17 protein-coding genes and 1 tRNA gene are annotated in these 19,811 nt (G+C 66.0%); 8 read left to right on the top strand and 10 right to left on the bottom strand.

The window, feature by feature from the left end:
• The first annotated feature begins 95 nt into the window (after window positions 1-95).
• The 3 genes from A7E77_RS05655 (at window position 96) to A7E77_RS05665 (ending at window position 1,766) form a co-directional block, all read left to right on the top strand.
• A complete protein-coding gene (locus A7E77_RS05655; RefSeq protein ID WP_063686519.1) occupies window positions 96-437 on the top strand; it encodes an ArsR/SmtB family transcription factor in 342 nt (113 codons plus the stop codon).
• A gap of 265 nt (window positions 438-702) precedes the next feature.
• Window positions 703-1,389, top strand: a complete 687-nt coding sequence (locus A7E77_RS05660; protein ID WP_063686521.1) for a hypothetical protein — start codon at window positions 703-705, stop codon at window positions 1,387-1,389.
• Window positions 1,390-1,415: 26 nt separating this feature from the next.
• Entirely contained in the window at window positions 1,416-1,766 is a 351-nt protein-coding gene (locus tag A7E77_RS05665) for a VOC family protein (RefSeq protein ID WP_063686523.1), read from the top strand.
• Window positions 1,767-1,991: 225 nt separating this feature from the next.
• On the opposite strand, the gene A7E77_RS05670 is transcribed toward A7E77_RS05665, so the two are convergent.
• Both A7E77_RS05670 and A7E77_RS05675 read right to left on the bottom strand, forming a co-directional pair.
• Window positions 1,992-2,267 (bottom strand): DUF3297 family protein, encoded by a 276-nt coding sequence (locus A7E77_RS05670; RefSeq protein WP_063686525.1) that lies wholly within the window; start codon window positions 2,265-2,267, stop codon window positions 1,992-1,994.
• A gap of 93 nt (window positions 2,268-2,360) precedes the next feature.
• Window positions 2,361-2,726 (bottom strand): hypothetical protein, encoded by a 366-nt coding sequence (locus A7E77_RS05675; protein WP_063686527.1) that lies wholly within the window; start codon window positions 2,724-2,726, stop codon window positions 2,361-2,363.
• 252 nt (window positions 2,727-2,978) lie between these two features.
• Here A7E77_RS05675 and A7E77_RS05680 point away from each other — a divergent pair, with 252 nt between their 5' ends.
• Entirely contained in the window at window positions 2,979-5,354 is a 2,376-nt protein-coding gene (locus A7E77_RS05680; RefSeq protein ID WP_063686529.1) for a TonB-dependent receptor, read from the top strand.
• 484 nt (window positions 5,355-5,838) lie between these two features.
• Here A7E77_RS05680 and typA read toward each other — a convergent pair whose 3' ends face one another.
• Together typA and A7E77_RS05690 are read right to left on the bottom strand one after the other, a co-directional pair.
• Window positions 5,839-7,680 (bottom strand): translational GTPase TypA, encoded by a 1,842-nt coding sequence (gene typA / locus A7E77_RS05685; RefSeq protein ID WP_043060842.1) that lies wholly within the window; start codon window positions 7,678-7,680, stop codon window positions 5,839-5,841.
• A 149-nt stretch (window positions 7,681-7,829) separates the two neighbouring features.
• Window positions 7,830-9,212 (bottom strand): PQQ-binding-like beta-propeller repeat protein, encoded by a 1,383-nt coding sequence (locus tag A7E77_RS05690; protein ID WP_226341866.1) that lies wholly within the window; start codon window positions 9,210-9,212, stop codon window positions 7,830-7,832.
• A 551-nt stretch (window positions 9,213-9,763) separates the two neighbouring features.
• Between A7E77_RS05690 and A7E77_RS05695 the strand changes: the two genes are divergently transcribed.
• From A7E77_RS05695 to A7E77_RS05705, 3 genes are all read left to right on the top strand, one after another.
• Window positions 9,764-10,981 carry a toxic anion resistance protein gene (locus tag A7E77_RS05695; protein ID WP_063689749.1) on the top strand — a complete coding sequence of 406 codons (1,218 nt, stop codon included), beginning with the start codon at window positions 9,764-9,766 and terminating at the stop codon, window positions 10,979-10,981.
• Between the two features lie 7 nt (window positions 10,982-10,988).
• The gene (locus A7E77_RS05700) at window positions 10,989-11,732 is read left to right on the top strand and encodes a hypothetical protein (RefSeq protein WP_063686533.1); all 744 of its coding nucleotides are present in this window, start codon (window positions 10,989-10,991) and stop codon (window positions 11,730-11,732) included.
• Between the two features lie 66 nt (window positions 11,733-11,798).
• A complete protein-coding gene (locus A7E77_RS05705; protein WP_063689751.1) occupies window positions 11,799-13,559 on the top strand; it encodes a histidine kinase famiy protein in 1,761 nt (586 codons plus the stop codon).
• Between the two features lie 17 nt (window positions 13,560-13,576).
• On the opposite strand, the gene A7E77_RS05710 is transcribed toward A7E77_RS05705, so the two are convergent.
• The 6 genes from A7E77_RS05710 to A7E77_RS17305 form a co-directional block, all read right to left on the bottom strand.
• Window positions 13,577-13,652 (bottom strand) — tRNA-Val (locus tag A7E77_RS05710).
• A 58-nt stretch (window positions 13,653-13,710) separates the two neighbouring features.
• Entirely contained in the window at window positions 13,711-14,724 is a 1,014-nt protein-coding gene (locus tag A7E77_RS05715; RefSeq protein ID WP_063686535.1) for a MarR family winged helix-turn-helix transcriptional regulator, read from the bottom strand.
• A 109-nt stretch (window positions 14,725-14,833) separates the two neighbouring features.
• A complete protein-coding gene (locus A7E77_RS05720) occupies window positions 14,834-16,342 on the bottom strand; it encodes an NAD(P)(+) transhydrogenase (Re/Si-specific) subunit beta (RefSeq protein ID WP_063686538.1) in 1,509 nt (502 codons plus the stop codon).
• A gap of 143 nt (window positions 16,343-16,485) precedes the next feature.
• Entirely contained in the window at window positions 16,486-16,785 is a 300-nt protein-coding gene (locus tag A7E77_RS05725; protein WP_043060847.1) for an NAD(P) transhydrogenase subunit alpha, read from the bottom strand.
• A 185-nt stretch (window positions 16,786-16,970) separates the two neighbouring features.
• Complete coding sequence (locus tag A7E77_RS05730; RefSeq protein ID WP_063686540.1) at window positions 16,971-18,095, bottom strand: NAD(P) transhydrogenase subunit alpha; 1,125 nt, start codon at window positions 18,093-18,095, stop codon at window positions 16,971-16,973.
• A 12-nt stretch (window positions 18,096-18,107) separates the two neighbouring features.
• Window positions 18,108-18,233, bottom strand: coding sequence for an aa3-type cytochrome c oxidase subunit IV (locus A7E77_RS17305; protein ID WP_017980099.1), 126 nt, complete (start codon window positions 18,231-18,233; stop codon window positions 18,108-18,110).
• A 154-nt stretch (window positions 18,234-18,387) separates the two neighbouring features.
• On the opposite strand from A7E77_RS17305, the gene A7E77_RS05735 reads away from it, so the two are divergent.
• Window positions 18,388-19,809: a sigma-54-dependent transcriptional regulator gene (locus A7E77_RS05735; protein WP_017980100.1), complete on the top strand. Its 1,422-nt coding sequence runs from the start codon at window positions 18,388-18,390 to the stop codon at window positions 19,807-19,809.
• Window positions 19,810-19,811 lie beyond the last annotated feature (2 nt).

Genomic DNA, 19,811 nt, shown 5'->3' on the forward strand with positions numbered 1-19,811 from the left:
GTCGATCATAAGCAACCCAAGGGTTGCCACCATCGCAACCGTTTGGTTGCTCTGTCGGCACCCTGACGGTTGCCTGGGCAACCGGGAGGTTGCCGATGTCCGTTCCGCCGTCCGTCGCCAAGCCCGTGCAGGCCGCGCGGCTGTTCGCCATTCTCGGCGATCCCACGCGGCTGCTGCTGCTCGTCACGCTTCGCAGCGGCGTCGCCCGACCGATCGCCCGGCTGGCGACGCATGCGGGAATGACCCGCCAAGCCGTCACCAAACATTTGCACCTGCTCGAACAGGCGGGCCTCGTCACCCGGACCAGCGCGGGGCGCGAAACCCACTATCGCTATGTACCAGGAACGCTCGACGTTGCACGCCAATATCTGGACGCGATCGCCGGCCGATGGGATGCCATGGCCCCACCAGCGGACACCAACGTACCAGATCGGTAATCCTGCGCAACCCTCTTGCGTCTCACACCAATGACCACCAGCGCCAATATGGTTAACGCGCGCTTGGCCATGGCCTGCCCCCTCCACCGCTCTCGCACCTCGCCGAACCGGGGAGACAGCGCCTCCAACACCACCGCCAGCGCGCCGCCCAAGCGAACCACAACCACCCCCGCCAGCCCGCGCGCCGCTCACCAACGACGTTCAGCAACGCGCAAGATTTCACCGCGCAGATTGCCCGCGCCTCGCCCGCGAAGGATGCATGCTTATGCCGCTGCTCGCCCTGCTCCTGATCGCCGCCTCCAGCCCCGCCGCGCCCCCGCTGCCGGACACGATCGACCTCACCCGCCCCTTCGCCACCCGCACCCCGTGGCGCCTCGCCGCGACGCAGGGACCTGCCATCCCCGATCCCATCCTCGGCGAAGGCACCGTGCCCGGCGCGGTCCGCCTGTGCCTCGGCCATCCCGGCGGCGCCTGCCAGCCCGATGTCCCGCGCCTGCTCACCCCACCCGGCGGCGCCGATCCCTATGCCGAGGCGCACGACCTGCTCGCCGCACGCATCGTCCACCCTCGCGACCATACCCCGCTTCTGCTGCTCCGCGTCGGCAGCCTGCATGGCGCCAACGGCGACCAGCGGATCGCGACTGCGCTGTTCGCCTATGACCGGGCCGCCGACCGCTTCACGCCCGTCTTCACGCACCGGACCGGCCGCAACAACAATCAGGAGGTGCGGTATATCGACGCCGGCCCACTCGCAGGCGACGTGATCGTCGCGGAGCCGACCCGCACCGCTCCCTTCGCCTATTGGATCTCCGTCAGCGCGCCCGGCACCCGCGCGCACCCCTATCGACAGCTGCTCCGCTATCGCAGTAGCGTGCGCTACGGCGACGGCGATCCCCGCCCGGTCATCGATGCGGAGATGCCGGCGATCCTGCGGCACCTGCCCAAGCGATAAGCCGTCCCGGCAGGAGGCCGATCCCGATGTCCCACCATGTCGTCGCCATCGTGCCGAGCAGCGACCTCGCCGCCAGCACCGCCTTCTACGCCCGTTTGGGCTTCACCCTCGCGTCCGACTGGGGCGAATATCGCATTCTGGAGGATGGCCGCGGCTGGCACCTTCACCTGCGCCACGCGCCCGGCTGGCCAGCAAATGTCGAGGACAATCCCTTCGGCCTTTACCTCTACGTCGACGACGTCGATGCGATCGCCGACCGGGTGCGCGAGCTCATCATCCTGCCCGACACGCCCCACGCCACCCCCTGGGGCACCTATGAATTCGCGGTCAGCGACCCCACCGGCGTCCTCGTGCGCATCGGCCGCGTTTTGGGCTGACGCGGCGGCGCGTCGATCCACCCGCCCCAAACGTCATCCCAGCGCAGGCAGGGATCGTCCGGTGACAGCGCGCGACCGGAGCCGAGAGAAACCCCAGCCTGCGCTGGGGCTACGGTTTCGGGACGATCGTCACGATTGCCCCCCTCCGTCACACGCATCGCCCAGCAAAAAGGGCGCACCGGTTCCCCGCCACGCCCTCACGTTCAGCCAGTCGCGATCGGGGGCTTAGCCCTCGGCGCCGTCCTCAGCCTCGGCCCCCGGCGCAGGGCGTTCGAACCACGCCTCCACCTCGCCGGTGAGCTTGATCGTCAGCGGGCGGCCGTGGCGGTCGACCTTCTTGCCCAGCGCGACGCGGATCCAGCCGGCGGCGCGGTCATATTCCTCGACGTCGTGGCGCTGCTTGCCCTTGAAGCGGATACCGATGCCGCGCTCCAGCGCGGGCTGGTCGAAATACGGGCTCGACGGGTCGGTCGACAGGCGATCGGGGGGCGTATCGGTCATCCGCGCGCGCTTAACGCCAATGGCGCGCGCCCGCCACGAAAAAGCGGCGCAGGCATCGCTGCCCACGCCGCCTTCCCGACGAAACCGCTGCTGTCAGTAGCCGTAGCCATATCCGTAGGAAGGATAATTGTAGTTATAGTAGCGCTCGCGCACCACGATCCGCGGCGGGGGCGGAGGCGGCGCGTAATAGCGGTCTTCATACACGACGCGCGGCGGGGGCGGCGGCGCATCGTAATAATAGCCGCGATCGTAATAGCGCGGACGGTTGCTGCTCGCGATCGCCGCACCGATGCCCAGGCCCAGCACGCTGCCCAGCAGCGCACCGGCAACGGCGTCGCCGCCACCCCGATTATAGTGACGATAGCCGCCCCAGCGCTGCGCGTCGGCCGGCGCGGCGGCGGTCAGCGCGGTGGCGGCGAGCGCCACACCCAATCCTGCCTTCTTCAAAAACCCGTTCATGACGAACCTCCTCACTGACGACGTCCGGGTTGGGCCAAACGCACAACGGTCCGAGCGTGTTGCCAGTGCTCTAGGTGATTCGGGCTGAACCGAGCCGGAATGCGGCGTTCATCCGCGGTTTACCGTCCGCCCGGACACATATGTTCACGAAGACGACACAATCCGCGCTTAGTCGCGCGACAGCCGCAGGGGGCGCCATCCGATACGACGGGCATTCGCGAACGGGATCACCCGCGCGCCTGCCACGCGAACATGGTCCCCTCGCGCCAGACCATAAAGGGGAATTTCGTGACGTCTCGTGTGTTCAAGACCATGCTGCTGCTCGGCGCCGCCGGCCTCGCGGCGCCCGCCCTCGCCCAGACGGCGCCTGCGCCCGTTCCCGCCCCGGCCGACGCCGCGCCGCAGGCCGACACCGGCGATCTAGGCGACATCGTCGTCACCGCCGAACGCCGGGCCGAAAACCTGCAGCGCGTGCCGATCTCGGTCGCCGTCGTCGGCGGGCCGGAACTGCGCAACCTCCAGTCGGGCGGCGAAGACATTCTCGCGCTCTCGGGTCGCGTCCCCGGTCTCTATGCCGAAACCACCACCGGCCGCATCTTCCCGCGCTTCTACATCCGCGGTTTGGGCAACATCGACTTTTACCTGGGCGCCAGCCAACCAGTCTCCATCATTCAGGATGATGTTGTTCTGGAGCATGTCGTCCTGAAGTCCAATCCGGTGTTCGACGTACAGCAGGTCGAAGTCTTGCGCGGACCGCAGGGTTCCTTGTTCGGTCGCAACACGACCGCCGGTATCATTAAGTTCGACACGATCAAGCCTTCGCAAACCTGGCAGGGTCGCGTGTCGGCGTCGGCCGGCAGCCTCGGCACCTTCACCTATGACGCCGGCGTCGGCGGTCCGATCGTTCAGGACAAGGTCGCCGTCCGCCTGTCGGGCCTGATGCAGCATCGCAACGACTGGGTCGACAACACCTTCGCCGGCTACAGCGCCGACAGCACGCGCACGCCGCAGAAGAATGCGATGGGCGGCTTCACCGAAAAGGACGTGCGCCTCCAGGTGCTGCTGACGCCGACCGACGCCTTCTCGGTCAACGTGTCGGGCCATGCGCGCGGCTATCACGGCACCTCGACGATCTTCCATCGCGCGGCGCTGAAGAAGGGCTCGAATTCGGTCTCGGCCGAACCGCGCGACCGCATCGCGCTCGACGAGGGCAACGACAATCCGCAGGATTACGACACCTACGGCACGTCGGTGAACGCCGCCTATGACTTCGGGCCGGTCACGCTCACCTCGATCAGCGCGTACGAGACGACCTCGGGCTACAGCCGCGGCGATACCGATGGCGGCGCGGCGGTGAACTATCCGTTCAACGGCCGCCCCAACGGCTACGGGCAGAGCCAGGGCAACATCCGCGGCCTCGACCAGTACACCCAGGAAGTCCGCCTTGCGTCGGCCGCGGGCCAGCGCTTCACGTGGCAGGTCGGTGGATTCTACTTCAACCAGAAGGACACCACGGAATTCTACCAACGGTCCTACTTCCTGACCGGCCCGGATGCCCTTGGAAACACGCGCAATCCCAACAACTGGGTGCGTCTGCGCGACGTCAACACCAGCTGGGCGGCGTTCGGTCAGGCCAGCTTCAAGGTGACGCCGGACTTCACCATCACCGGCGGCGCACGCTATACCGAGGACCTCAAGAAGACCGCGCTCGTGAAGCCGGTCTTCAACGCCGCGGGCACCGCCAGCCTGTTCCCCGCGACCGCGCCGACGTCGGTCCGCCTCGAGGGCAAGGAGCCGAGCTGGGACGTCTCGGCGCTCTACGCGATCGACGGCCAGAACAGCGTCTACGCCCGCGTCGCGCGCGGCTTCCGCGGGCCGACGATCCAGGGCCGTTCGGCGGTGTTCAACTCGCCCTTCACCACCGCGAACAGCGAGACGATCACCTCGTGGGAAATCGGCTCTAAGGGCCTGTTCCTCGACGGCCGCCTGCGCGTCAATTCGTCGCTGTTCACCTATGTCGTCAACGACATCCAGCTGAACGGCAATGACGTGAACGGCAATGGCGTGCTGTTCAATGCCGACAAGGCGCGCGCCTATGGCGTCGAGATCGACAGCGAATTCCGCCCGATCCCGAACCTGACGCTGACCCTCGGCGCCAGCGCATTGGCCTCGAAGATCCGCGACAAGCGCGTCTATGCGCAGGTCTGCATCCTCAACGGCGTGGTCGTCTGCACCGTGCAGAATCCGACGATCAAGGTCGGCGCCAACACCTTCGCGGCGGTCGACGGCAACCCGCTGCCCAACGCCCCGCGCTGGAACCTTGACGCCACCGCGCGCTACGACGTGCCGCTGTCGAACGGCGGCAAGCTCTTCGCCGCGACCGACTGGAACATCCAGGGTTACACGAATTTCGTGCTCTACAAGACCGCGGAATTCTATTCGAAGGGCAATTTCGAAGGCGGCCTGAAGATCGGCTACACGACGCCGGACGACAATTACGAAGTCGCCGCCTTCGCTCGCAACATCACCAACGAAAAGAACCTGAAGGGCGTGATCGAAAACTACATGGCCGCGGTATTCAACGAACCGCGCATCATCGGCGTCTCGGTCAGCGGCCGCTTCAAGTAAGCAATTTGACCTGACCTAAAGCAGGGGCGGCACCACGAGGCGCCGCCCCTTTTTTGCGCCCCGTCGTCGCCCAACCACACCGTCACCCCGGACTCGTTCCGGGGTCCACCGCGCCGCCAGGGGGCGGCAAGAGGCGCAAAACGTCCCCTAGCCGCAGCGGACCCGTCCGGGATGACGGGAAGGTCAAGACACCTTCCACCCGCCCCATCGGCGAGCGCCCACGCCCGACAAGCGATCGCCACCGGCGGCAGGAGGCAGCACCGCAAGGCGTCGCATATTCCGTCCCCCGCTAACCCTCCCCGTCACCCCGGGCTCGACCCGGGGTCCCGCTTCTTCTTCTCCGCCCCGCCTAAAAGCGGGACCCCGGGTCAAGCCCGGGGTGACGGATCGGGCAGGATCACCGGTCCGCCCGCCCCACCGCACACAAAAAAAGAGAGCGCCCGATCGCTCGGACGCCCCCTTCTCAAACCAGAACCCGAAAGCGTTACGCCGCCATCTTGGCGCGCGACGCCTTCTTGCGCTCATGCGGATCCAGGTGGCGCTTGCGCAGGCGGATCGACTTCGGCGTCACTTCGACCATCTCGTCGTCGTCGATGTAGGCGATCGCCTGTTCCAGCGTCATCTTCTTCGGCGGGGTCAGGCGGATCGCATCGTCCTTGCCGCCCGATGCACGGAAGTTCGTCAGCTGCTTCGCCTTCATCGGATTGACCTCCAGGTCATCCGTCTTGGCGTTCTCGCCGATGATCATGCCTTCGTACAGCGCCTCGCCGTGGCCGACGAACAGGATGCCGCGATCCTCGAGCGGGCCGAGCGCATAGCTGTTCGCCTCGCCCGCGCCGTTCGAGATCAGCACACCGTTCTTGCGGCCTTCGATCTGGCCCTTGTGCGGACCATAACGCTCGAACAGCCGGTTCATGATGCCGGTGCCGCGCGTGTCCGACAGGAACTCGCCGTGGTAACCGATCATGCCGCGCGAGGGCGCGGAGAAGGTGATGCGCGTCTTGCCGCCGGTCGACGGACGCATGTCGGTCAGTTCGGCCTTCCGCAGGTTCATCTTCTCGACGACGGTGCCCGAATGCTCCTCGTCGACGTCGATGATGACGGTTTCGTACGGCTCGGTCTTCTTGCCGTCCTCGTCCTCGCCGAACAGCACGCGCGGGCGGCTGATGCCCAGCTCGAAGCCTTCGCGGCGCATCGTCTCGATCAGCACGCCCAGCTGCAGTTCGCCGCGGCCGGCGACTTCGAAGCTGTCGCGATCGGCGGCTTCGGTCACCTTCACCGCGACGTTCGATTCCGCCTCGCGGAACAGACGGTCGCGGATCATGCGGCTCGTCACCTTGCTGCCCTCGCGACCCGCCATCGGCGAATCGTTCACGGCAAAGCGCATCGACAGCGTCGGCGGATCGATCGGCTGCGCGTGCAGCGGCTCGCTGACGGTCGTGTCGGCGATCGTGTTGGCGACGGTCGCGACGGTCAGGCCGGCGAGGCTGATGATGTCGCCCGCGCTCGCTTCGTCGACCGGCACGCGATCGAGCCCGCGGAACGACAGGATCTTCGACGCGCGGCCCGTCTCGATGATGTTGCCATCATTATCGAGCGCATGGATCGGCTGGTTGGTCTTCACAGTGCCCGAATTGACGCGACCCGTCAGGATGCGGCCCAGGAAGTTGTCACGGTCCAGCAGCGTCACTAGGAAGGTGAACGGCGCGTCCTTGTCGAGGTTGGGCGGCGGCACGTGGTTGACGATCGTCTCGAACATCGGGATCAGCGTGCCTTCGCGCGCGTCCATGTCGGTCGAGGCATAGCCGTTGCGGCCCGAGGCATAGAGCACCGGGAAGTCGAGCTGCTCGTCGTTCGCGTCCAGCGACACGAACAGGTCGAACACCTCGTCCAGCACCTCCTGGATGCGCGCGTCGGGGCGGTCGACCTTGTTGACGACGACGATCGGCTTCAGGCCCAGCGCCAGCGCCTTGCCGGTCACGAACTTCGTCTGCGGCATCGCGCCTTCCGACGAATCCACCAGCAGCACGACGCCGTCGACCATGGAGAGAATGCGTTCGACTTCACCACCAAAGTCGGCGTGCCCCGGGGTGTCGACGATGTTGATGCGCACGGTCTCGCCGCCACCGGGAGGCGCCCAGTCGACCGAGGTCGGCTTGGCGAGAATGGTGATCCCGCGCTCCTTTTCGAGGTCGTTCGAATCCATCGCGCGCTCTTCGACACGCTGGTTGTCGCGGAAGGTGCCGGACTGGCGGAAGAGCTGATCGACCAGCGTCGTCTTGCCGTGATCGACGTGCGCGATGATCGCCACGTTGCGGAGGCTCATGGGAATTCCTGATCTATAGGGTATCGGGCGCGCCCATAGCCGAAATGTTGCGTCGCGGGAAGGGGGGCGGCGGCGGGGATGGATGACGGAATGATCCTTGCGCCTATCATCGCGCGCGCCCCCGCCGCCGCCGCCGTACGAGCCGAAACCTATTTGAGCTTCACCGCGTGCAGACCCGTCTTGGTGGAAATGATCAGATATCCATCCGGCGTGATGGCCAGGTTGCCGCCGAATGCCGTTGTCCAGGTTGGCGCTGGATTACCGCCGTTCAGATCCACGGCAAACGTCGTTGCCGCATTCGCGACGAACAGATGGCTGTCGGTGACGATCACATTGCTGGTCAGGTTACCGCTGCCGCCCACGTTGATCGAGCTCGTGACCAAGCCGGTGAGCACATCGATCACGTCGACCATCGTGCTGGAGGACCGGACGGCATAGATTTTGCCACCCCGGACTGCAGGCTGTCCAGTATAGCTATAACTGGTACGCCACATTGGCTTGGCGGCATTGACGGCGAAACCGATAAGCGGCAACGATTTACCGAACATATAATTGTCTGCATAGGTAAATACGTGGCCATTACCGTCCAGCATCGGAGCGCCGTCATATTCCCCGAAGTAACTAATGTAATTTTGCGAAAAGAACGGGTTTTGAATGCTTTGCAGAAGATTTCCATCCCGAGCTAGGATCGAAAGCGACCCAACGCGGAAAAAGTAGACGTATTTCTGATCGACGGCGACACTCTCCCCCTGCATGACATAGCCGCCATACTGCGTACTGTCCGAGTTACGCCAGATTTTGTCTCCCGTGGCGGCGTTCGCGGCGAACACGACGTTGCCATAATACCCTGATGTGAAGAACAATTCGTCTCCAACGGGCGTTAGGACGCTACCGTTACTGAATTGTGCATCGTACGTTACCGTACTGACGTACCCACCGTTCGAAGCATTGATCACCTGAAACGGTGCGGCAGACGATGTGTTATTCGGCGCCATCGATACTACGCGACCATTCGCGTAGGCTGGACCGAATGGCATCGTATTCGGGTATACGTTGTTTCCGCCAAGATCGAAACCCCACAGCGACGCGCCGCTCGTGGTCGATACGGCCTGCGTATAGACGTGGCCGTCCGCCTGCAGCACATTGTAGAATACGCTTCCCGCCCGTGCCGCGACATCGCTAGGAGGTTTGGGAGTCGTAATCGTCCAGGCGTCGGCGAATTTTGCGGCTGTATAGCTCCCGGCAACATAACCGGTATGCCCCGGGTCACCCTGCAGGGTCGACCAATTGCCATCGCTGGGGATGGGGGAGGAGATCGGCAGCGTTGCCGATGTCGGCGTCGGGGTTGGAGTCGGCGCTGGAGTGGGCGTGGGCGTAGGAGCGGGCGTCGGCGTCGGGGTGGGCGCCGGCGTAGGGGCTGGCGAGGGAGCCGGTGTAACGCTCACCGCCCCACCCGCGCTTGATCCATCGCTACCGCCGCATGCGGTCACCAAAGCGAGCAGGGGAAGCAACCCCAATTTCGAATATTTCATATATCCCCCGATAATGACCATTCGAGTGAAGGGTCTTCGCAACATTAACAGCCGAAAATGGATCGACAAGCATTCGACAACGTCGGTCGACGATTTTACTATCGAGAGCTTTTCGCTCGCGCGCGCTTGCAATATCTATCGGCTCGTTGTTGATAATAATGCTAAAGTCATCCCTTGGGCCTTCAACGGGGGTGAGCCGCCGGATCGGGCGCGATCGTTCCATAAGGTGCGCATGGCCGCCATATGCTTCGATCGTCACCGACGACCAAGTGGACGCCGACATCCCACCGTATCGCAACCCCGCTGTCCTACACGCCCCGGATCCGCTATACCGCTGCCATGGCCACGCCCACCCTCGCCCTGCCCTCCGCCGGCAGGCGCAGCACAGGTGGCGTTTCCGGACGTAACGCACCGTCCACTTCGTCCACTTCCGCGGCCCGAATCACCCCCATCACCGCTTGCAAGCGTATTATTCACATGACACACTTGAACCCCGCCCCCGCAACCGGCACATTGCGGGGCAACGGGCCGATGCCCGCTGGAGGACGATGATGGCGACGAGCGCCGATACCTTGAGCGCACCTACGCAACCGGGGCTGGTGCTGACCCCGCCCGATCCCGTGCCGACCGTGCAGGCCGAGCGCGCCGCGGGCCTCGTGCCGATCGACGACACCAAGAAGACGCAGCTCGAAACCCGCGTCGACACTTTCGTCCGCGATCTCGTCGCCGAGGACGTCAACAGCCCCGAATTCGGCAAGCGCGTCGATGCGATCACCGCGATGGGCGCGAAGGAAATCCGCGAGGCGGCGGGCCAGTCGAACCGCTTCCTCGATCGCCCGATCCGCGCGATGGACAAGGAAAGTGGCGTCGGCGCCGACCTCGCCCAGCTGCGCCGGGTGATCGAAGACCTCGATCCCGGCCGCAAGGGCGCGCTCTCGGGCCCCAAGAAGATTTTCGGCATCATCCCCTTCGGGTCGAAGATGCGCGACTATTTCGAAAGCTATCAGTCGTCGCAGACGCACATCAGCGCGATCCTGAAGAACCTTGCCAGCGGCAAGGACGAACTGCTGATGGACAATGCCGCCATCGATACCGAACGCGCCAACCTGTGGGGCGCGATGGGGCGCCTTGAACAGATGATCCACCTCAGCAAGGCGATGGACGCCAAGCTGGAGGAGACGGCCGCCGACCTCGACCACACCGATCCCGCCAAGGCGAAGGCGATCCGCGAAACCGCGCTGTTCTACACGCGCCAGCGCACGCAAGACCTGCTGACGCAGATGGCGGTGACGGTGCAGGGCTATCTGGCGCTCGACCTCGTCAAGAAGAACAACGTCGAACTGGTGAAGGGCGTCGATCGCGCCAGCACCACGACCGTCTCGGCACTGCGCACCGCGGTGACGGTGGCGCAGGCGCTGACCAACCAGAAACTGGTGCTGGAATCGATCACGCAGCTCAACACGACGACCGCCAACATCATCGATTCGACCGGCAAGCTGCTGCGCAGCAACACCGCCGCGATCCATGAACAGGCCGCCGCTTCGACCATCCCGCTGGAAACGCTGCAACGCGCCTTCCAGAACATCTATGACACGATGGACGCGATCGACACGTTCAAGATCAAGGCGCTTGATTCGATGAAGACCACCGTCACCGCGCTCGGCAGCGAGGTGGAGAAGTCGAAGGGCTATATCGCGCGGGCGGAAGGCGCCGCGCAGGGCGCGCTGAAGGGTCCGTCGACCGACAGCTATCGCCTGGAGTCGCTGTGAGACTGGCATGACCGAGGTCGACGAACAGATCGCCCGCGCCCGCGCGACGATGGCCCGGATCAGCGAGGACTATCGCGGGCCGGTCGCCGAAAAGCTCGGCACCGCCTATCGCGCGCACGGCAAGCGGCTGAAGCGCAAGGCGGTCGGTGTCGGCACGCGCTTCGCAATCATCTGCGCGGTCAATGCGATCATCCTGATCGCCGCCGCGGTGGCGGGGATGGTCGTGCCGCTTGGGCTGTTCGGCGGACTCGCCGTGCTGCTGCTGATGGCGGCGGTGACGATCGCGATCGCCATCGCACCCGCCGCCCGCGCGCCGAGCGAGAAGGTGCTGCGCGAAACCGATATCAAGGCGTTGCCCGCCAAGACCGAACGCTGGCTCGATGCGCAGCGCCCGATGCTGCCTGCGCCGGCACGCGGGCTGGTCGACCAGATCGGCGTCCGCCTCGAAACGCTGTCGCCGCAGCTCGGCCGGCTCGATGGCCGCGAGGAAGAGGCCTATGAGGTCCGCCGCCTGATCGGCGAACAGCTGCCCGCCTTCGTTACCGATTACGCGCGCGTTCCCGAACCGCTGCGCCGCGTCGAGCGCAACGGCCGCACGCCCGACGCCGAACTCGTCGCCGGCCTCAAGCTGATCGAGCAGGAAATCGCCGACATGACCGCCCGGCTGGCGCAGAACGACCTCGACAGCCTGTCGACGCGCGGCCGCTATCTGGAGATCAAATATCGCGACGAGGGTGGCGATCGACCATGATCGGTGGAATAAACCAGTCACGGTCGCGACTTGCCTGTTGGGGCCGACTGGGCCATGCCCGAATCCATGGCTGATGACTCCCAGCACCCCACTGAACGCACCGCGTCCGACGCGCCTCTGATCGGACAGGCGACCGGAGTCCCGTCCGCCGGCACGATCGACAGCGGTCACGACGACCCGATCGGCCGCCCCGGCCTGCATCACTGGCGCGAAAGCACGATCACGCGCCCCGGCCTCGACGATCGCGGCAACGTCTTCTTCGCCGCGATCGAGATGACGCGGATGCCGATGATCCTGACCGATCCCAACCAGGACGACAATCCGATCGCCTTCGCCAACAAGGCGTTCCTCGACCTGACCGGCTATGAGGAAGCCGAGGTGCTGGGCCGCAACTGCCGCTTCCTGCAGGGGTCGCAGACCGATCGCGGCGCCGTCGCCGAACTGCGCGAGGCGATCGAGGCCCGCCAGTCGATCGCGCTCGAATTGCTCAACTACCGCCGCGACGGTTCGCCGTTCTGGAACGCGGTGTTCATCGGCCCGGTTTACGACGTCGAGGGCAACCTCCTCTATTTCTTCGCCAGCCAGCTCGACGTCACGCGCCGCCGCAACGTCGAGCAAAGCTATCGCCAGGCGCAGAAGATGGAATCGATCGGCCAGCTCACCGCCGGCCTCGCCCACGATTTCAACAACCTGCTCCAGGTGGTGAACGGCAATCTCGACCTGCTGTCCGCCGTCACCGACAGTGACAAGGCGAAGCGCTATGTCGCCGCGGCACAGTCTGCCGCCGAGCGCGGCGCCAAGCTCACCCGCCAGCTACTCGCCTTCGCCCGCAAGACGCGGCTGGAGCCGCGCGCGATCGATCTCAGCCACCTCGTCACCGAATTCAGCGAGGTGATCGAAAGCTCGGTGTCGAAATACGTCGACCTGCATCTCAGCCTGCGTCGTGGGCTGCCGCATGTCGTCGTCGATCCCGACCAGCTCGAAATGGCGCTGCTCAACATCGTCAACAACGCCCGCGACGCCATGCCCAATGGCGGCGAGGTGACGATCGGGACGCGTCGCCTGTCGCTCACCCCCGAAACCGCACGCGAACTGGCGCCCGGCGACTATGTCGTGCTCGAGGTGAAGGACGAGGGCACGGGCATGCCGCCCGAGGTGCTGGAGCGCGCGGTCGAACCGTTCTTCACGACCAAGGGCGTCGGTCAGGGCACGGGGCTCGGCCTCGCCATGGCCAGCGGCTTCCTGCGCCAGTCCGGCGGCCGCCTCGACATCGAGAGCGAGGACGGTCGCGGCACCAGCGTCATGATGATCTTCCCCGTCGCGCGCCCCAGCGAAGAGGCGGGCACGTCCGATGCCAGCGTCGACGCACTGAACGCGGCACCAGCGCAGCCGCGTGGCTATGTCGAACATGTGCTGATCGTCGAGGACAATGACGAGGTGTTGGCGGTCGCGAGCGAGATCCTGACGAGCGCGGGCTATCGCGTCACCACCGCGATCAGCGGCGAACAGGGCCTCAAGACCTTCGACAAGGTCCATCCCGACAATCATATCGACCTGCTGTTCACCGATCTGGTGATGCCGGGCGGCATGAACGGTCTGATGCTAGCCGATGCGGTAATGGAGCGCGATCCCAGCGTCTCTGTGCTGCTAACCACCGGCTATAACGAGGAACTGGTCGTCAACGGACCCCGCAAGCGCGCCACCGACGTGCTCAGCAAGCCCTATCGGAGCACTGAACTGCTCGACCGGGTGCGCCAGGCGCTCAACCGGCGCGGCAGCGGTGGCCCGCGGCGGACGCCATCGGACTTCGGGGCGGCACAGGCCTGATCATCGGGGGGGGGGGATGGTGGGCGCTGACGGGCTCGAACCGCCGACCCTCTCGGTGTAAACGAGATGCTCTACCAACTGAGCTAAGCGCCCCCTGTCGGGGATGTCCGCCCTGCCAAAGCCGGAGCGGAACCGCAAGAGGGAAGCGCACTCACGCCTTCCGCGCCGCCACCAGATAGGCGCGCATCGCCTCGCTGGCCCGGGGCGACAGGGTCATGAAGGCGCGGCGGCGGTCGACGGGGTCGGGGTGGCGGACGAACAGGCCCATGTCGGTCATGCGGGCGATCCAGCGCAGCGCGGTGGTCGGCGCGACACCGGCGGCGATGCACAGGCTGGACACGCTGACGCGATTGCCCTCCAGCTCGGCGGCGAACAGGTCGAGCAGCATGTCCCACGCCGGGTCTTCGAACAGCCCCTCGCCGATGAACTGGCCGAAGAAGCGGCTGCGCGACTGGCGCAACTGGATCACGCGGCGCACCTCCTGCGGCGTGACGACCTGACCGCCGGGCGCAGGCTCGCTGGCGAAGCTGCGGCGGCGATCGGCGAGGTCGCTGGCACCCGGGCCAGCCTCCGCGGGTGCGGTATGGGAGAGGAGGCCGGCGGTGATGCGCGAGATTTGCGCGATCCCTTCGGCCATGCGTCGGATGTGCTGGTCGTCGGATTCGGCGCCCTGCGGGCTGTAGGCGTGGCGATCGTCCTCGACCCGGTCGGGCATGCTGTCGTTCAGCATCAGCGCCCGGGGCAGTGCCGCCTGGGCCAGCGCCAGCGCGCGCTGCGGGATGGTGGCGTCGCAGAGCAATTCGACGGGGGCATCCATCAAATGGCGGGCGACGAGATCGATCTGGTCCGTGGCGAACGTGACGACGCCGCGCGTCTCCATGGCGTCGAGGAAGCGGCACAGTGCAGGCAGCGCCTGTTCCAGCCGTTCGGGAGCCACGCCGCCCGCCTCCGCCAGCACGACGGGCGCCGCGACGACGGCGGCGAGGCCCGCCTCCACCTCGGCCCAGGCGATGCGCCGCAAGGGCCGTCCCCCGGCGGCGGCGATCGCCGCGTCGGCGGCATCGCCCATGTCGCTGTCGGCGATCAGCAGCATCGCGCGGCCGCGGTGCTTGTAGCAGGCGGCACCGCCCTGCCCCGCCCATTCGGTAAACGTCGCCTTCCCCATGGCGGCACGATACGCGGGCCGGGGACGGGATCGCGGTCAGTCACCTCCATTTCCGAGGCAAATGGCGCCGAAACGCCAATTACATCCGAAATGGAGACACCCGCCGCCATCAGTCGAGCGCCTTGACGATCTCCTCCACCATCTTCTTCGCATCGGCGAGGAGCATCATGGTATTGTCCATGTAGAACACGTCGTTATCGACCCCGGCATAGCCGACGCCGCCCATCGAGCGCTTGATGAACAGCACGGTCTTCGCCTTTTCGACGTCGAGCACCGGCATGCCGTAGATCGGCGAGGACTTGTCCGTTTTGGCCGCCGGGTTGGTGACGTCGTTCGCACCGATCACGAAGGCGACGTCGGTCTGCGCGAATTCGGAGTTGATGTCTTCGAGCTCGAACACCTCGTCATAGGGCACGTTCGCTTCGGCGAGCAGCACGTTCATATGGCCCGGCATGCGGCCCGCGACGGGATGGATCGCGTATTTCACACGGACGCCATGCTCCTTCAACTTGTCGGCCATTTCGCGAAGCACGTGCTGTGCCTGCGCAACTGCCATGCCGTAGCCCGGCACGATGACGACCTGTTCGGCCTGGCTCATCAGGAAGGCGGCGTCTTCTGCCGAGCCACGCTTCCACGGACGGTCGACCTTGTCGCCGCCGCCGCCCGCCGCGGCCTCTGCCCCGAAGCCGCCGGCGATGACGCTGATGAAGCTGCGGTTCATCGCGCGGCACATGATGTAACTGAGGATCGCACCCGACGAGCCGACCAGCGCACCGGTGATGATCATCGCGCTGTTGTGCAGCGTGAAGCCCATCGCCGCCGCCGCCCAGCCCGAATAGCTGTTGAGCATGCTGACGACGACCGGCATGTCCGCGCCGCCGATCGGGATGATCAGCAGGAAACCGATCGCGAAGCTGAGGATCGTGATCGTCCAGAAGATCCAGAGGCTCTGATCCTGCGTGAAATAGGCGACGAGCAGCAGGATCGCGGCCAGCACGGCGAGGTTGATCGCGTGGCGGCCGGGCAGCAGGATCGGCTTGCCACCCATGTTGCCGTTCAATTTCAGGAAGGCGATGACGCTGCCCGAAAAGGTGATCGCGCCGATCGCGACGCCGAGGCCCATTTCGACGCGGCTGACGCCATGGATGACGGCAAAGGGCTGGCCGATCATCGGGATCACCATGTCGGCGATGCCGAAGGCGATGGGGTTGAGAAAGGCGGCGCAGGCGACGAGGACGGCCGCCAAGCCGACGAGGCTGTGGAAGGCGGCGACGAGCTGCGGCATCGCGGTCATCGCGATACGGCGCGCGGTGGTGATGCCGATGACCGCGCCGACGCCGATCGCGGCGAGGATTTCGAGCATCGTGACGTAATCGACGCGGCTGAGGATCGCCGTGTAATCATAGGTCGGCGTCGCGCCGCTCACGAGCAACTGGTCGATCGGCACATGCGTCACCAGCGTCGTCACGACGGCGATGGTCATGCCGATCATGCCGAAGCGATTGCCGCGCTGGCTGGACGTCGGCGACGACAGGCCGCGCAAGGCGAGGATGAAGCACACCCCGGCGATCAGATAGGCGAGCGCCGCGAACGAGCTGCCGGCGGTTGCGTGTTCCATGTCCCCGTATCCCCCTTCGTCACCCCGGGCTCGACCCGGGGTCCCGCTGTCTTGTCCCGCCGCCAGAAGAAGCGGGACCCCGGCTCAGGGACCCCATCAAAGTAATACTTTGATGGGACCCCAAGGCCGGGGTGACGAATTGCCTAGTGTTTGGCCGGCGCCGGCCGGTCCTTCTTCTTGTACATGGCGAGCATGCGGCTGGTGACCGCGAATCCGCCGAAGATGTTGATGCTGGCCAGTACCACGCCAAGCAGCCCCAGCCATTTCGACGAGGCACTTCCCGCCGCCGCGCCGGCGATCAGGGCGCCGACGATGATGACGCTGGAGATGGCGTTGGTCACCGCCATCAGCGGCGTATGCAGCGCCGGCGTGACCGACCAGACGACATAATATCCAACAAAGCAGGCCAGCACGAAGATCGAGAGGATCGCGACGAAGTCCATGATTCAGCTCCCGACCGATTCGGCGCGGCGTACCGGCGCTTCCAAAGTGGACAAAGTGAGCGAAACGGTATCCCCCTGTTTGCCATACCGCGAACCCGAACGGTTCGTCGCGATGGAACGGAGGCACGATTCGCGGTTCATCGGCGCAAGACTAGGCCCAAGACCGGCGTGTAGGACAGCCCCCCTCATGCGCCGAGCAGCCGGGCGTTCACCACCTGCCCGTCCTTGGTCAAACGGACGGCGTCGCCGATCTCGGCGTCGAGCACCGGGCGGCCGGCCTCCTTGTCCCAGAAGGTCGAGAGCAAGTTGTAGAGGTTGCGGCTGAACAATGCCGAAGCGTCGGCGGGCAGACGGCCCGCGACGTTGCGATGACCGACGATCGTGACGCCGTGGCGCTCGACGATCTCGCCCGCCACCGCGCCTTCGACATTGCCGCCCTGTTCGACGGCGAGGTCGACGATGACGCTGCCAGGGCGCATGCTGGCGACTTGCGCATCGCTGATCAGGCGGGGCGCCGGGCGGCCGGGGATCAGCGCCGTGGTGATGACGATATCCTGCTTGGCGATATGCGACGACACGAGTTCGGCCTGCGCCGCCTTATATTCGTCGCTCATCTCGCCGGCATAGCCGCCGGCCCCTTCGCCCTCGATGCCCTTCACATTCTCGACGAAGATCGGCTTGGCGCCGAGGCTCTGGATCTGTTCCTTCGTCGCGGAGCGCACGTCGGTGGCGGAGACCTGCGCGCCGAGGCGCCGCGCGGTGGCGATCGCCTGCAAGCCGGCGACGCCGACGCCCATCACAAACACCTTGGCGGCGCTGACCGTGCCGGCCGCGGTCATCATCATCGGGAAGGCGCGGCCATATTCGGCCGCGGCGTCGAGCACCGCTTTGTACCCGGCGAGGTTCGACTGCGACGACAATATGTCCATCGACTGCGCGCGCGTGATGCGCGGCATGAATTCCATCGCCAGCGCTTCGTAGCCGGCGGCGGCATAGGCGTCGATTCGCGCGCGGTCCCCGAAGGGGTTGAAGCCGGCGACGATCCACGCTCCGGCAGCGGCACCCGTCAGACCGGCGGGATCGGGGCCCTGCACGCCGAGGATGATGTCCGCGCCGGCGAGCGTGCTCGCGCGGTCGGCGACGCTGGCGCCGACATCGGCATAGGCCTGATCGGCATAACGGGCGGCGGCACCGGCACCGGTTTCCACCGCGACGGTCGCACCCAGGGCGATGAATTTCTTGACGGTTTCCGGCGTGGCGGCAACGCGCCGCTCGCCGTCAACATGTTCCTTGAGTACGGCGATCTTCATGTCGGCGGTCGCTCAGGCGATCAGCCAGATCACCAGCGCGGCGATAACCGCACAGGCGATGGCGCCCCAGAACAGCATCTTCGTGACGCTCGAATAGGTCGCCACATGCGCCTTCATGTCACCGTTGCCGGCCATCATCCAACCCCTGTTTGCCTGTGGCGCCTTCGCCCCTGTTGCACGATCACTGCCCGCAAAGCGCCATGGGCGTCAAGGCAAGGTACGCCTGCACCGGCTTAAGCCCGCCTTTACTCCGGCTGTGTATCGCTTGCCCCGAACCGGGACGGAAAACCTTATGACGCGCAACGGGCAGCGGCTGCTTCTGCTGATCGACGACGAACCTGCGCAGCGGCGATTGGTGTCGGCGCTGGCCGCGCGTGCCGGCTGGCGATCGATCTTCGCCGCCGATGGCGAGATGGCGCTGGCGCAGCTCGGCACGCAGGACGGAATGCAGCTGGACGCAATCCTGCTCGACCATTGGGCGCCCGATGCCGATGCCGGCCCGCTGATCGCCGAGCTGCGCGAACGACGCCCGGCGCTGCCCATCCTGATGCTGACCGCCAACGGATCGGTCGCGCATGCCGTCGCCGCGATGCGCGCGGGCGCAACCGATTTCCTGGTCAAGCCGCTGGCGCCCGAACGCCTGCTCGCCGCGCTGGAGGCGGCGGTGGCGGGCACGGCGGCGGGGGAATTGCGCCCGCTGACCGAGAAGATTCCGGCGCTGCTGGCGTTCGACGAGATCGTCGGCTCCTCGCCCGATTTCCGCGCCGCGCTCGCCATCGCCGCCAAGGCGGCGCGGGCGCGCGTGCCGGTGCTGGTGGAGGGCGAAAGCGGCGTCGGCAAGGAAGTGGTCGCCGATGCGATCCATGCCGCCTCGCCGCGATCGAAGAAACCGATGGTCACCGTCAATTGCGGGGCGATTCCGGCGAACCTCGTCGAATCCGAATTGTTCGGGCATGAAAAGGGCGCGTTCACCGGCGCGTTCGAACGCAAGATCGGCAAGTTCGCCGATGCCGACGGCGGCACCATACTGCTCGACGAAGTGGGCGAAATGCCGCTCGAGGCGCAGGTGAAGCTGCTGCGCGTGCTGCAGTCGGGCGAGATCCAGCCGATCGGCGCGCGTCATGCGCGGCAGGTGGATGTGCGCGTGATCGCCGCGACGAACAAGACGCTGCTCGACGAAGTTGCCGCCGGGCGGTTCCGCGAGGACCTCTATTACCGGCTCAACGTGGTGCAGGTGACGATCCCGCCGTTGCGCGAACGGCTGGCCGACGTGCCGGCGCTGGCGCGGCATCTGCTGGCGCGGATTGCGCAGCAGCCGGGGCTGCGGCCGCTGGGGATTACCGACGATGCACTGGCGCTGCTGGTGCAATACGACTGGCCGGGCAACGTCCGCCAGTTGCAGAACGCGCTGTTTCGCGCCGCGGTGCTGTGCGAGGGCGCGGCGCTGACGCGGGCGGATTTCCCGCAGATCGCCTCGCTGGGCAATCGTCGGCCGGGTAGCGCGGGCACGGCGACGCTGTCGGGCGGCGGGGTGACGCTGTTCCGGCCGGACGGCAACCTGCGCCCGCTGGAGGATATCGAAGCGGACGTGATCCGCCTTGCCATCGGCCATTATCGCGGGCGGATGACCGAAGTCGCACGGCGGTTGGGGATCGGGCGGTCGACCTTGTATCGCAAATTGGGCGAGTTGGGCATCGATAACGCCGCGGCGTAGAT

Origin of the sequence: Sphingomonas sp. NIC1, assembly GCF_001638925.1 — a bacterium.
Classification (GTDB): domain Bacteria; phylum Pseudomonadota; class Alphaproteobacteria; order Sphingomonadales; family Sphingomonadaceae; genus Sphingomonas; species Sphingomonas aquatilis.

Excerpts from the sequence above, each read along its gene's own strand:
- A7E77_RS05665 (WP_063686523.1), top strand. The coding sequence starts at position 1,416 with ATGTCCCACCATGTCGTCGCCATCGTGCCGAGCAGCGACCTCGCCGCC.
- A7E77_RS05690 (WP_226341866.1), bottom strand. The coding sequence starts at position 9,212 with ATGAAATATTCGAAATTGGGGTTGCTTCCCCTGCTCGCTTTGGTGACC.
- A7E77_RS05655 (WP_063686519.1), top strand. The coding sequence starts at position 96 with ATGTCCGTTCCGCCGTCCGTCGCCAAGCCCGTGCAGGCCGCGCGGCTG.
- A7E77_RS05670 (WP_063686525.1), bottom strand. The coding sequence starts at position 2,267 with ATGACCGATACGCCCCCCGATCGCCTGTCGACCGACCCGTCGAGCCCG.
- A7E77_RS05715 (WP_063686535.1), bottom strand. The coding sequence starts at position 14,724 with ATGGGGAAGGCGACGTTTACCGAATGGGCGGGGCAGGGCGGTGCCGCC.
- A7E77_RS05720 (WP_063686538.1), bottom strand. The coding sequence starts at position 16,342 with ATGGAACACGCAACCGCCGGCAGCTCGTTCGCGGCGCTCGCCTATCTG.
- A7E77_RS05675 (WP_063686527.1), bottom strand. The coding sequence starts at position 2,726 with ATGAACGGGTTTTTGAAGAAGGCAGGATTGGGTGTGGCGCTCGCCGCC.
- A7E77_RS05680 (WP_063686529.1), top strand. The coding sequence starts at position 2,979 with ATGGTCCCCTCGCGCCAGACCATAAAGGGGAATTTCGTGACGTCTCGT.
- A7E77_RS05725 (WP_043060847.1), bottom strand. The coding sequence starts at position 16,785 with ATGGACTTCGTCGCGATCCTCTCGATCTTCGTGCTGGCCTGCTTTGTT.
- A7E77_RS05730 (WP_063686540.1), bottom strand. The coding sequence starts at position 18,095 with ATGAAGATCGCCGTACTCAAGGAACATGTTGACGGCGAGCGGCGCGTT.
- A7E77_RS05660 (WP_063686521.1), top strand. The coding sequence starts at position 703 with ATGCCGCTGCTCGCCCTGCTCCTGATCGCCGCCTCCAGCCCCGCCGCG.
- A7E77_RS05700 (WP_063686533.1), top strand. The coding sequence starts at position 10,989 with ATGACCGAGGTCGACGAACAGATCGCCCGCGCCCGCGCGACGATGGCC.
- A7E77_RS05735 (WP_017980100.1), top strand. The coding sequence starts at position 18,388 with ATGACGCGCAACGGGCAGCGGCTGCTTCTGCTGATCGACGACGAACCT.
- A7E77_RS05705 (WP_063689751.1), top strand. The coding sequence starts at position 11,799 with ATGGCTGATGACTCCCAGCACCCCACTGAACGCACCGCGTCCGACGCG.
- A7E77_RS17305 (WP_017980099.1), bottom strand. The coding sequence starts at position 18,233 with ATGATGGCCGGCAACGGTGACATGAAGGCGCATGTGGCGACCTATTCG.
- typA (WP_043060842.1), bottom strand. The coding sequence starts at position 7,680 with ATGAGCCTCCGCAACGTGGCGATCATCGCGCACGTCGATCACGGCAAG.
- A7E77_RS05695 (WP_063689749.1), top strand. The coding sequence starts at position 9,764 with ATGGCGACGAGCGCCGATACCTTGAGCGCACCTACGCAACCGGGGCTG.